General features: G+C 66.0%; 8 protein-coding genes, 2 pseudogenes and 1 other annotated feature. Of the genes and pseudogenes, 9 read left to right on the top strand and 1 reads right to left on the bottom strand.

Annotated features, from left to right (window positions below; translation table 11 throughout):
- Position 1 precedes the first annotated feature (1 nt).
- The 7 genes and pseudogenes from uxaC to GB864_RS19035 all read left to right on the top strand — a co-directional run bounded on the left by uxaC (position 2) and on the right by GB864_RS19035 (position 7,683).
- Positions 2 to 1,393 (top strand): glucuronate isomerase, encoded by a 1,392-nt coding sequence (gene uxaC, locus GB864_RS03305; protein ID WP_160422924.1) that lies wholly within the window; start codon positions 2 to 4, stop codon positions 1,391 to 1,393.
- A 71-nt stretch (positions 1,394 to 1,464) separates the two neighbouring features.
- The gene (locus GB864_RS18900; protein ID WP_336603855.1) at positions 1,465 to 2,799 is read left to right on the top strand and encodes a mannitol dehydrogenase family protein; all 1,335 of its coding nucleotides are present in this window, start codon (positions 1,465 to 1,467) and stop codon (positions 2,797 to 2,799) included.
- 49 nt (positions 2,800 to 2,848) lie between these two features.
- Positions 2,849 to 4,087: a D-mannonate dehydratase ManD gene (gene manD, locus GB864_RS03295; RefSeq protein ID WP_160422940.1), complete on the top strand. Its 1,239-nt coding sequence runs from the start codon at positions 2,849 to 2,851 to the stop codon at positions 4,085 to 4,087.
- Positions 4,084 to 4,644 (top strand): gluconokinase, encoded by a 561-nt coding sequence (locus GB864_RS03290; RefSeq protein WP_336603854.1) that lies wholly within the window; start codon positions 4,084 to 4,086, stop codon positions 4,642 to 4,644. The genes manD and GB864_RS03290 overlap by 4 nt, the downstream gene beginning before the upstream one ends.
- 801 nt (positions 4,645 to 5,445) lie before the next feature.
- Positions 5,446 to 5,658, top strand: a pseudogene (locus tag GB864_RS19070) (transposase); the annotation flags it as partial.
- Between the two features lie 53 nt (positions 5,659 to 5,711).
- A pseudogene (locus GB864_RS19045) lies at positions 5,712 to 6,197 on the top strand (transposase); the annotation flags it as partial.
- 1,273 nt (positions 6,198 to 7,470) lie between these two features.
- Entirely contained in the window at positions 7,471 to 7,683 is a 213-nt protein-coding gene (locus tag GB864_RS19035) for a HEAT repeat domain-containing protein (protein WP_419672760.1), read from the top strand.
- Positions 7,684 to 8,408: 725 nt separating this feature from the next.
- On the opposite strand, the gene GB864_RS03265 is transcribed toward GB864_RS19035, so the two are convergent.
- Positions 8,409 to 9,646 (bottom strand): IS3 family transposase gene (locus GB864_RS03265; protein ID WP_419672758.1). Its coding sequence is split into 2 segments (ribosomal slippage): positions 8,409 to 9,367 and positions 9,367 to 9,646, totalling 1,239 coding nucleotides; the frame shifts between segments, so codons are not numbered across the junction.
- Positions 9,272 to 9,374: a sequence feature (AL1L pseudoknot), on the bottom strand. It overlaps the preceding gene by 103 nt.
- 12 nt (positions 9,647 to 9,658) lie before the next feature.
- Between GB864_RS03265 and GB864_RS03260 the strand changes: the two genes are divergently transcribed.
- Both GB864_RS03260 and GB864_RS03255 read left to right on the top strand, forming a co-directional pair.
- A complete protein-coding gene (locus GB864_RS03260; RefSeq protein ID WP_160422917.1) occupies positions 9,659 to 11,236 on the top strand; it encodes a polymorphic toxin-type HINT domain-containing protein in 1,578 nt (525 codons plus the stop codon).
- A complete protein-coding gene (locus GB864_RS03255) occupies positions 11,233 to 11,601 on the top strand; it encodes a hypothetical protein (RefSeq protein WP_160422916.1) in 369 nt (122 codons plus the stop codon). Before GB864_RS03260 ends, GB864_RS03255 begins: the two co-directional genes overlap by 4 nt.
- Positions 11,602 to 12,541 lie beyond the last annotated feature (940 nt).

Raw genomic sequence — 12,541 nt, 5'->3', positions numbered from 1 at the left:
CATGACGCTCCGAGACTCAGCACGGCTCCTGCCGGCCGACCCCTCGACCAGATCGGTCGCGCTCGAGCTCTACGCGCGCGTGGCGGACAGCCCGATCATCTCGCCGCACGGCCACGTGCCGCCGTCGTTGCTGCTGGCCGACGAGCCGTACACCGACCCGGTCGCCCTGCTGCTCGCCGGCGACCACTACGTGACCCGGCTGCTGCACGCCGCAGGCGTCGATCTCGCAGACCTGGTCGTGGACGAGGCTGTCAGGCGCGACGCGCGCACGGTCTGGCGCACCCTCGCCGCGCACTGGCACCGGTTCGCCGGCACGGCGTCGGGCTATTGGATCGAGGAGGAGCTCGACGGAGTCTTCGGCATCACGACCCCGCTCGGGCCGGACACGGCGGATGAGATCTACGACGAGATCGCCGCCGCCCTCGTGCGTCCGGAGTTCCGACCGCGCGCGCTCTTCGGGCGGTTCGGCATCGAGTTCCTTGCGACCACCGACGACCCGCTCGACGATCTGTCCGAGCATGCGCTGCTCGCGGCTGCCGGCCTTCCCGGGCGGGTGGTGCCGACCTTCCGGCCGGATCGGTACCTCGATCCGGATGCGGTCGGGTTCACGGGCAACGTCGAGCGCCTGCTCGCCGCAACCGATCGCGCCGGAGACTTCGCCGGGTACCTCGGCGCACTCGAGGACCGGCGGGCGCACTTCATCCGGCACGGCGCGGTCTCGACCGACCACGGCGTCGAGGAGCTGTACACGGTCGACCTCGATGCAGGGGAGGGCGAGCGCCTGTTCCAGGCCGTGGTCGCCGGTACGGCCGACGCGGCCGAGCGGCGCGCGTTCCGCGGGCACATGCTCGTGCAGATGGCGCGCATGAGCGTCGACGACGGGCTCGTCATGACGATTCACCCGGGCGTGCTCCGCAACCACTCGACCGGCACGCACGCCCGGTTCGGGCCCGACACCGGACACGACATCCCCGTCGCGACCGAGTTCACGCGCGGCATCCGTCCGCTGCTCGAACGGTATGGCCTCGAGCGCGACTTCCACCTCGTGCTCTTCGCCGTCGACGAGACCACGTACTCCCGCGAACTCGCACCGCTCGCCGGGTTCTACCCGAGCGTGTACCTCGGCGCACCGTGGTGGTTCCTCGACGCGCCCGACGCGATCGCCCGCCACCGGGCCGCCGTGACCGAAACCGCGGGCTTCTACCGGTCGAGCGGGTTCATCGACGACACGCGCGCGTTCCTCTCGATCCCCGCACGGCATGACACGGCCCGCCGGGTCGACGCCGGATTCCTCGCGCGCCTCGTCGTCGAGGGACGAGTGCGAATGGACGTCGCGGAACGCATCATCGACGACCTGGTCGACGCCATTCCTCGAGAGGTCTTCAAGCTGTGACCGCCGCTACCGACGCCGGTGTACGTCTCTCACGACCCGCGGTGGGACTCCCAACGCCACCCGAGCGGATCGTGCACCTCGGGCTGGGCGCATTCCACCGCGCGCACCAGGCCTGGTACACCGCGCACGCATCGGACGCCGCCGAATGGGGGATCGTCGCGTTCACCGGCCGCAGCCGAGACCTGGTCGACCGGCTCACCCCGCAGGACGCGGTGTACACGCTCGTCGAGCGGGCCGCCGACGGCGACCGATTCGAGTTCATCCCGTCGATCGTGCGTGTCGAGGCGGGCGACGACGTGCCCGCGTTCGTCGCGGCCGTCGCCGACCCGCAGGTCGCGATCCTGACGCTCACGATCACCGAGGCCGGTTACCGGCTCGCCGCCGGCGGTTCGCCGGACCGCGAAGATGCGCTCGTGGCATCCGATGTCGACCTGCTGCACAGCGCGCTCACGGGCGCGTCGGTCGGCGACGCGATACTCACCGCCCGGCCCGCGACCGCGCTCGGCCGGGTTCTGCTGGCGCTCGACGCCCGGCGTCGCGCGGGCGCGGGGCCGATCGCGCTCGTCCCTTGCGACAACCTGCCCGACAACGGCGGCCTCGTGCAACGCGCGCTCACCGGCCTCGCAGGGCGCATCTCGCCAGATCTCACCGAGTGGTTGGCGGCATCGGTCTCGGTCGTCTCGACCTCGATCGACCGCATCACCCCGGCAATCGACACCGACGCGGAGTCACAGGCCGTTCTCGAGGCGACCGGGTGGCTCGACGCTGCGCCGGTCGTGACCGAGCCGTTCTCCGATTGGGTGCTGTCGGGCGAGTTCCCCGCCGGCCGACCAGATTGGGAATCGGCCGGCGTGAGGTTCGTCGACGAGATCGCCACGTGGGAGAACCGGAAACTCTGGATGCTGAACGGCGCGCACACCGTGCTCGCGGCCTTCGGCCAGACCCGCGGGCACACTGTCGTGTCGACCGCGATCGACGACCCGGTGTGCCGGGTTCTCGTCGAAGGGCTCTGGGATGACGACGCCCGGCAGTTGCCCGAGTTCCACCTCGCCGACTACCGGGCTGCGCTCCTCGAACGATTCCGCAACCCGCGCATCGAGCACCGCCTCGCGCAGATCGCCCAAGACTCCACCACGAAGATGCGTCTGCGCATCGTGCCGGTCGCGATCGGCGAACTCGAGGCCGGCAGGGACGGGAGCGGATGCGCCGCCGCGATCGCCGCATGGATGCTCGGTGTGCGCGCCGGCACGGCGCCCCTGCCCGACGGCATCGACGCGGCGGCGGTGGCCGAGTTCGAGGCATCCGACCGGCACACCCTGCTGAACGCGCTCGACCCGCGCCTCGCCGCCGACGTCGGCTTAACGGCACACGTCGCCGACGCGCTGGCCGCGCTCGAGACATCCTGACCCCCTCTCGTTCCCCCGCACCCACGATCCACGGAGCAACACCATGAGCATGATCATCGACCAGGCTGACGTCATCGTCACCAGCCCCGACCGCAACTTCGTCACCCTGAAGATCACCACGGCCGACGGCCTGACCGGCCTGGGCGATGCCACCCTGAACGGTCGCGAGCTCGCGGTCGTGGCGTACCTCACCGAGCACGTCGTGCCGCTGCTGATCGGCAGCGACGCAAGCAAGATCGAGGACACCTGGCAGTTCCTGTACCGGTCGGCGTACTGGCGGCGCGGCCCGGTCACGATGGCCGCGATCGCCGCTGTCGACATGGCCCTCTGGGACATCAAGGGCAAGGCCGCGGGGATGCCCGTGTACCAGCTGCTCGGCGGTGCGTCGCGCAATGGGCTCATGGCCTACGGCCACGCGTCGGGCAAGGAACTGCCCGAGCTGTTCGATTCGATCCGTGCCCACCAGGAGCAGGGGTACCGGGCGATCCGGGTGCAGACCGGCGTGCCCACGTTGAAGGCGATCTACGGCATTGCGGCGCAGGGGGCAGATGTCGGCGATGCGTCGGTCCGGTACGACCACGAGCCGGCGCGCCGGGGTGCGAAGCCGGTCGAGGAGGACTGGGACACCCGCGCCTACCTGAACCACCTGCCCGGCGTGTTCGAGGCCGTCCGCAACGAGTTCGGGCCCGACCTGCCGTTGCTGCATGACGGGCACCACCGGATGACCCCGATCCAGGCTGCTCGCCTGGGCAAGGAGCTCGAGCCGTACGACCTGTTCTGGCTCGAGGACTGCACCCCGGCCGAGAATCAGGAGGCGCTGCGCCTGGTGCGCCAGCACACGACGACGCCGCTCGCGATCGGCGAGGTCTTCAACACGATCTGGGACTTCAAGGACCTGATCCGCGACCAGCAGATCGACTACGTGCGCGGCGCGGTCACGCACATGGGCGGCATCTCGCCGCTGAAGAAGACCCTCGAGTACGCGGCGATGTACCAGGTGAAGTCGGGCATGCACGGACCGACCGACATCTCGCCGGTCGGCATGGCCGCCGCGATGCACCTGGGCCTGTCAATCCACAACTTCGGCATCCAGGAGTACATGCGCCACGGCGCGAAGACCGACCAGGTGTTCGAGCAGTCCTTCACCTGGACCGACGGCTACCTGCACCCGGGCGACAAGCCCGGCCTCGGTGTCGACCTGAACCTCGACGAGGCGGGCAAGTACCCGTACGAGCAGGCGTATCTGCCGTACAACCGGCTGCTCGACGGCACCGTCCACGACTGGTGACCGACGTGACCGATCAGATCGCAGCGTACGGCACGGATGTCTCGGCGCCGGCCGCTGCCGTCGTCGTGATGGGTGTGGCCGGAGCCGGGAAGTCGACTCTCGCGGTCGCGATCGCGGACCGGCTCAGCGCGGTGTTCGTCGAAGCCGATGACCTGCACTCCGCGGAGGCGAAGGCGCAGATGGCCGCCGGCATCCCGCTCACCGACGAGGATCGGTGGCCCTGGCTCGGCCGGGTCGCCGCCCGCGTCCGCGACGAGCTCGCGATGGGGCATCCGGTCGTGGCGTCGTGCTCGGCGCTGAAGCGGTCGTACCGCGAATTTCTCACCCGGGTCAGCGGAACCCGACTCGCGTTCGTGCACGTGCACGGCAGCGAGGCGGAGCTCGCCGAACGCATCGGGCACCGTACCGGCCACTTCATGCCCGCATCGATGCTCGCTTCGCAGCTCGTGACCCTCGAGCCCCTCGCCGCCGACGAACGCGGCATCGTCGTGCCACTCGGACTTCCGGTCGATGATGCCGCCGCCCGTGCGCTCGAATTCCTCAGGAGGCACGCGTGACCCGATGGGCGGTACTCGGCACCGGCATGGTCTCCCACCAGTTCGTGCCCGACCTGCTGGCGACCCAGCCCGCTCGGCGACCGTTTATGAATCGGCCTGAGTCCCGTTCCACCTCCGAAGCGTGTCGGTTGGCGGAGGACAGGAGAGCGATGTCCCCTGGCGTGCTTGCGTTCAGTACCCGCGCGTGCATCGAGTCGGCCCCATCTGGCCCCGGTGACCGTTTATTCACCACATTTCGATCCGAGGCGTCCCCAGGCGAGTCCAGGTCGAGCCGGGTACTCTGAACGGGTTCGAATACGACGCACGAGAACATCCTGATCAGATCCAGATCGGACGAGGTTCGGCGAGGCCTCCGGAAGACGCTGAAAAGTCGGCTGCCTCCCATCGGTCGTCAGTTCAAGTCTGACCCGCCCCACAAAACATGATCTGACCAGGGTTTTCATTGGTTTCCCTGAAGGAAGTGCGCTCGGGCGAGGAATTGCGTTCGAAGCGACTGGGCTGGGCTTGGTTTGCCTGGCACGATTTCGTCTGACCTCGATCTTCGGCTCTTTGTGTGTCGGCACTGGGGCCACCGCCGGCTGACGGGCTTCGGCGGCGCGACGAGCACCAGACCGTTCAGCCGGCAATCGCGCCGCCGAACACCACACCATCGATGAATCGTTGGCGGCCTCGATCGCATGCACGAGCTCGCTTCCGACGAAGGTCGCCGCGAGCAGGCGAACCTGCCGGGAAAATAGTCTTCCCGCTCGTCCGAGAGATGGCCGCGCCCGGCGCCCCGATCCGGGTGCCGGTCATGGTGGCGTGCGGGGTCCTGGGGTTGACGCCCAGGGGTACTACAAGTGGCTGAAGGATCCCGTGAGCCGGCGCGACTGGGACGATGCGCACCTGCTGGACGTGATCCGCGACGTCCACAGCGATGACGCGACGCTGGGCTACCGGTTCATCACCGACGAGCTGCGCGACGAGCACGGCATCACGGTCGGCGAGAACCGTGTGCACCGGCCGTGCCGCATCGCGCGCATCACGCCAGCCACCACAAGTCCCGGACGTCGAAGGCCGGCGCGACGGGGCCGGCGCCGCATGACGACCTCCTCGCGGTCGTCGACGAGCACGGCGTGCTCCGTCACGAGTTCGTCGCCGACGGGCCGAACCGGCTGTGGCTGTGGGACATCTCGGAACACCCCACCCGGGAAGGCAAGCTCTACATCTGCGCGATCAAGGACGTCTGGTCGAACAAGATCGTCGGCTACTCCATCGACACCCGGATGAAGCCCTCGCTCGCGATGGCCGCGATGCGCAACGCGATCGCGCTGCGCTCCCCCGAGGGCACGATCTGCCACTCGGACCGGGGCGGTCAATTTCGCGCGAAGAAAGTCCAACGCCTGCTCGAGAACAACGGCCTGGTCGGTTCGATGGGCCGCTCCTACGGTGCCGGGGACAACGCCAGCATGGAGAGCTTCTTCGCGCTCCTGCAGAAGAACGTCCTGAACACCCAGCGGTGGGAGACCCGCCAGGATCTGCGACTGGCGATGGTCCGCTGGATCGAAACGAAGCGACGTCCTGATCTATGAGCCCGCACAGGTCGTTCAGGTTGACCATGACCTCGTGGATCACGTCCAGGCTCGGGATCCCGACGGTCGACATGCAGAGTGCTTCCCGCAGCTGCGCGACAAGCGCCGGCACCTCCACGCCCGACTTGGCGATCTTCGGATCGATCTGTGCCGCGGTCGCATTCTTCAGCTTCTCGAGCCCGTGCAGCGAGAACGCCAGCTGCTCACGGCAGGAGTTGAGCTTCTCAGTGGTGATCTGGTCGCCGTCGTTGACGGATTCGATGAAGTGGTACCACTGGTAACGCGCGAACGCCGCGACGCCGAGCAGGTAGGCCGAGACGATGTACTTGGACTTGTCCGGGTCTAGGTTCATCGACGTCAGGTACGCCATCGGCAGACCGCTCGGAGCGACGAACGCCTCAGCGGCGGTGACGAGATCCTTGTACTCGTGCGGCTGCAACGAGGCCCCGCGGATGCTCCGCAGGTAGGTGTCGGCGTTGATGAAGATGGATGCCGCTTCTTCCGCGGTCTGTCGATCGTTTTCGGCACGCACGATCTCGCGGATGGCGTCCATATACTTCGCCGGGTCGCTGAGCGGATTCGCCGGCTCGGATCTCGCAATGCCGTCGGCAAGATACGCGGCGATGGCCCCAGGGCCGGAGATTATCGGCGCCAGCGGCGGGAAGACGAGCTTCACGACCTCGACCACTGCTCTGATAGCGATGGAGGCGCTCGCGGCCCCTTGCGTCAGCGACACCTTCGCGGCGTCGTCGGTAAGCTTTCGGTCGATGTACTCGGCCTTGACGGCATTCCAATCGACAAAATCGTTCGGCGTGTGGAAATCGTGTTGGATCTGCACATCGGCGAGCGGGCTGGCGACGTGCCTCGCATCGCCCACGTACCGATTCATCGCGGCGGCTGTCATTCGGTCGTGTTCGTAGTAGAACTTGAACCCGTCGGCCAGCGTCGAGTCCATCGCGACCGTGTGCGTCTGGTCGGGATTGATGATCTCGCACGCGTACACCCCCCAGCCCATAGTGTCACCGGGTTTCCACATCGCCCAGGTGTAGGTTTTCGACGTGGTGTTCGTGATGCGCACGTGCTTCGGCATGGATTCCGCCCCTCCCCGGCAGGTGGCGGACGCTTTCGACGCCACGGCTGCCGAGGCAGTTGGGTCGCACGTTATCAGAGCGCGCGTCGGACTTCGCCCCCTCGCGGCCCCGTCCGAAGGAACCGTCGCACCTCGGTCGCGATCGGCTCGGGTAAGGCCCGGGAGATGGTTGTGCTCGGGCTAGGACGTTCCAAAAGACTGGAGGCTGGTGACGTTCTCATTGAGCTGCTGGGTGATCCAGAAGTAGACGGGCACGCAGTGAAAGCCCTTGGGAAACTGAAAACCCCACGTGCACGTGCTGGGCTTGAGCGCATGAAGAGCGATTCAAGGTTGTGGGTGCGTAGGGCCGCGGAATCAGCGTTACGGAAACTCGTCTGAACGCGGCGTGGGGCGTGAGCTCAAAGACAGGAGTGCGCAGAAGCATGCGCAGCGCGCAACGTCGGAGGCAACCTGGCGGACATTCGTTCTACGGTGGCCATGCGGCCTGGCGGTGGCGGGCAAGCTGATACGAGCCAGCCCGTTTGCGCGGCGTTCTGCGAGCTGAATTGGCCGGCCTGGTTCTCGTTCCGCCACCGAAGCGCGTCGGTCTGCGGCGGGCGGGGAAGGGGTGGTCATGTCGCGCTTGCGTTCAGACCCGCGCGTTCATCGAGTCGACCCCACCTGACTACGGTGACCGTTTATTCACCACTTTTCGACCCGTGGTGCGCCCAGGCGAAGCCCGGTAGTCTGAACGGGTTCGAATACGACGCACGAGAACATCCTGATCAGATACAGATCGGGCGAGGTGCGGCGAGGCATCCGGAACGCGCCGGAAAGTCGGCTGCCTCCCATCGGTCGTCAGTTCAAGTCTGACCCGCCCCACGCGCTTGGAATGACATGCTGATCAGGTATTTCTCTGATCTGTTTGAGTGTCAGTCAATCGAACGCCCCGGCGTTGATCGCTGTGAAATGGCTCTGATCAGGGGTTTGTGCCGGCGCCGTTCACTGGCTGGTGGTTGCGAGTTCAGCTCGCGGCAAGGCTGCACGGAATTCCCATTGACCAGGTGTTTCCGGCCACGCTGCTGCTGTGAATGTATCTGATTGAATCGGCCTGGGTTTCGTTCCTAGCGATTTCTTTGTCCGGCAGGGCTCTGCTGGGCTGATTCGAGGTCAGCGTAGTACGCGGCCTCGGCCTCGATCGGGGTGCGCATGTCGAGTTCGCCGTGCAGGCGTTGGTGGTTCCACCACCACACGTACTCGAGGGTGGCCAGCTCGACCTGCTCGACCGTGCGCCACGGGCCGCGCTGACGGATCAGCTCGGTCTTGTAGAGGTTGTTGACGGCCTCCGCCATCGCGTTGTCATAGGAGTCGCCGACGGTTCCGGTCGAGGGCACGGCGCCGAGCTCGAGGATGCGGTCGGTGTAGACCATGGCCATGTAGTTCGACCCGTGGTCCGAGTGATGCGTCAGCCCGCTCAGGTCACCGCCGGCGTCCCAGGCGGCCATGTCGAGCGCCTGCATGGGCAGGATCTCCGCTTTCAACGTCGCTGCGACGTTCCACCCGACGATGCGCCTGGAGTACACGTCGGTGACGAACGCGACGAACGCGAAGCCGGCCCAGGTCGCCACGTACGTCACGTCGCACACCCAGAGCCGTCGCGGCCCGTCAGCGGTGAAGCGGCGCTGGACGAGATCCCTCGGCAGCACGGCGGCCGGGTCGGACTTGGTCGTGTAGACCCGCTTGGACTTCTTCACGCCGCGCACCCCGGCCAGGCGCATCAGCCGTTCGGTCTGGTCACGGCCGACGTCCCAACCCTGCCGGCGCATCAACGCGTGCATCTTCCGGCGCCCGTAGACGCCGTAGTTCTCCGCGTGCAGGCGGGCGACCTCGGGCACCAGCAGGTCATCGCGCAGGCTCCGCGCCGACGGCGTCCTGCTCGTCGCGGCACGGTAGCCGCGCGAGGTCACGAATCCCTGCACCGCCGGCCCGAGGACGCGGCAGATGAGCTCGACCCCGAAACGATCCCGGTGCTCGTCGATGAACCGGATCATCTCGTCGAGGGGCGGTCGAGCTCCTTGGCGAAAAACACGCTCGCAGCCTTGAGGATCTCGTTCGCCTTGCGCAGCTCGGCAACTTCCTTCTGCAACCGCTTGATCTCGGCCGCGGCGTCCGAGGTGACCCCGGGCTTCACGCCCGCGTCGACCTCGTAGCGGCGCTGCCACAACCGTAGCGTTTCGGGGCTCATCCCGAGCAGCCCGGCAACGTGGCGGACCGCGCTCATCAAGTTCGGGTGCTCCGGGCGAGCCTCAGCGAGCATCCTGAGCGCCCGCTCGCGCATCTCCGGCGAGTACTTCCTGTTCATCGTCTTCCATCCTTGCTTCAAGAACGGAACGAAACCCAGGCCGATTCAATCGACTCGGTCGCCCGCCTTTACACAGATCCCTTCGGAGGCGAACGCGGGCAAGTCGGCGCGGACCTTCCGGGAGATCGTCGGTTCCTCGGCGCGACATTCGACGACAACATCGCCGGTCTGACACTCATCGGTGCCCGCCACTACGACGCACGCAACGGTCAGTTCATCAGCACTGACCCGCAACTGGACCCAGGAACCCCAGCCCAGTTCAACGCCTACGTCTACTCCGGACACAATCCAGTGACATGGTCCGACCCGACCGGAATGTCATGGCTGGGCGACATGTTCAAAGCCGGAAAGAAGGCAGCCAAGGCCGTCGGCGGGTTCGTCAACAAGTACAAGGCCGAGATCGCGGGGGCTGTCGTCGGCGGCCTCGCGACCGCCGGGTGTCTCGCCCTAACTGCGGGCGCGGGCAGCATCGGCTGCGCAATCGCAGGCGGCGCGATCGCCGGTGCGGTCACAAATGTGGTCCGCACTGCGACGACAGGACAGAAGTTCTCGTGGAGCGGGTTCGCGACCGAGACGCTCATCGGCGCGGCAGGGGGTCTGCTCGGCGGCGCCGGCGCAGTCGTCTTCAAGGCCGTCGCACCAGCGGTCAAAGCGGCGGCATCAGCTGTGATGGCGCCGACGCGCGCCGCGACAGCTGCCGCAGCCGGAAGCGGTGCCCGTGCGGCGGCTTCGCAGACCGCGTCGACGGCAACGAAGGCGGCGGCCGCCGTCAAGAACGCTGCCGGTTCGAGTTGCAAGCGCGCGAACAGCTTTGTGCCTGGAACGCTTGTGGTTCTCGCCTCTGGTGCGGTCAAAGCAATTGAAAACCTCGACATCGGTGAAGAGGTCCTGGCGACCGATCCGAACACCGGCGAGACTGCGGCTAAGCCAGTGACCGCGTTGATCACGGGGGACGGTGAGAAGGACCTCACCACGATCACTATCGATGACGGCACCGGTGGCACCGGCACCCTCGAGGCCACCGACGGGCACCCGTTCTGGGTGCCTGAACGGGACCGCTGGGTCGACTCCGGCGACCTGCTGCCCGGTGACTGGCTGCAAACCGCCTCTGGCACCCTCGTCCAGATCACCGCGATCGAACACGACCACCGGCCCCAGACCGTCCACAACCTAACCGTCGCTGACATCCACACGTACTATGTGCAGATCGGCGAGAGCGAAGTTCTCGTTCATAACTGCAATGGCCTTGATGCGGGCCTCGGGGGGCTCGACGATGCCACGTACAATCGTATTGACGATACGTTCGGGCCGGATATCGCAGATGGTGTCGATTATCAGGTGAAGAGAATGCACGACGGAAGCGCTAGTTCGGCCGACCATGATATACCTGGCATAGGACATGATCCTGATGCGCTTGCGGACTATTTTTCGGCCTGGCGGGGAAATATGACGCATGTAGATGCGGAGACTGGCGCAAATGTCGCCTTTGATTCTGGGCGAGGAGTGCTACTGGTGCAAACCGGCCGCAATATTCACGGTTATCGGTATACCCAGTTGAAGTTCGAGTCGGGAAGGTATATTCAGAGATGAGAAGTCGCGTTCGTCTGGACGTTACGGGCGACCGAATCCGGCTCTGGCTGGGTGATGAGCAAAAGCAACTGGTGCGAGAGGTGATCCTCTATCACGTCGCGCGCCCGGGTGGTGAAGGCCGAACAGTCATGTGTCTTGGTAGCTCCGCAGACTTCTTGATGCGCACCTTGGAAAAAGTCCGAAGTGATGAGACTGATTTTGAAGTGGCCGAGGTGCATGCAATCACTGCGGCATTGCTGATGACGCCCTCTATCGTGCTCTCGGAAGAGTCATTCTACGAACAGATCGGTTTTTTCAGGGAGCATGCTATTGGGCTAGGAAACGGGCTGCTTATCTCGCTGGATGCACGGTGTAGCGCCGAATAGTTCGCATTGGGGACAGTGGCTTGACTATCGATTGATAGTGCGCGATTCTCTGCGGTAAATGCGGCTAGTATCGATGTCCTGGTGAGACGGGGCGGGCGCCTCGGAATCGCCCACGACCAATCTTCGGCCGAACCGGAAGCTTCTTGTCGTTTGGCTAGTCAGGCCGTACTACGCGGGCGCTTCCGCCGGCCACTTGTCGATGGTGCTCGAAGCGGCCTCCACTCGCTGGTCGCTTCACCTTTCCGGCCTCCTTGAGCACGCTCCGCACTGTGAAGTGGCCTGGTTCTTGTTCCGCCTCCGAAGCGCGTCGGTCTGCGGCGGGCGGGGGAGCGATGGCCATGCCGTGTGCTTGAGTTCGGTTTCGAGTCTTCATCGAGTCGACCCCACCCGAGACCGGCGACCGTTTATTCACCACTTTTCGATCCGAGACTCGCCCAGGTGGGTCGAAGTCGAGCCGGGTAGTCTGAATGGGTTCGAACACGACGCACGAGAACATCCTGATCAGATCCAGATCAGGCGAGGTGCGACAAGGCATCCGGAACCCTTCGGAAAGTCGGCTGACTCCCATCGGTCACGGGTTCAAGTCCCGTCCGCCCTACAAATATCGTCTGATCAGGTGTTTGCCTGGTGGCAATCCATGCAAACTCGAGAGTATGAACCGTGATCAGGATGGCGGCGAGAGCGCGCGAGGTACTTGATTCGCATGGGACCGGCCCGGCTCGTCTCTGGTGCGCTTGTTCGGCCTCGCGTGACTGGGGCTCGCCCGGAGGGTTCCGTTTGATCAGGCGGCCGGGTCTTTCCGTTCAGCGGGACCGTTTTCGCGCACGCGGAGCGTGTAGGACGCGCACGTTGATCGATCTTGACGCCGCCGGTGACGACTGCGGCGGCCGCGCGGGCGGGCGGCGTCGGCGTTCTTTGAGGATCCGGCAGGCGGCGCGGC

This window comes from Agromyces seonyuensis (assembly GCF_009789225.1).
Classification (GTDB): domain Bacteria; phylum Actinomycetota; class Actinomycetes; order Actinomycetales; family Microbacteriaceae; genus Agromyces; species Agromyces seonyuensis.
Note: the sequence above shows the minus strand (reverse complement) of the source record. Positions and strands in the feature narration are given on the sequence as shown.

Bases quoted from the DNA above. Each gene is read 5' to 3' on its own strand.
- GB864_RS19035 (WP_419672760.1), top strand. From the start codon at position 7,471: ATGGTTGTGCTCGGGCTAGGACGTTCCAAAAGACTGGAGGCTGGTGAC.
- manD (WP_160422940.1), top strand. From the start codon at position 2,849: ATGATCATCGACCAGGCTGACGTCATCGTCACCAGCCCCGACCGCAAC.
- GB864_RS03255 (WP_160422916.1), top strand. From the start codon at position 11,233: ATGAGAAGTCGCGTTCGTCTGGACGTTACGGGCGACCGAATCCGGCTC.
- uxaC (WP_160422924.1), top strand. From the start codon at position 2: ATGACGCTCCGAGACTCAGCACGGCTCCTGCCGGCCGACCCCTCGACC.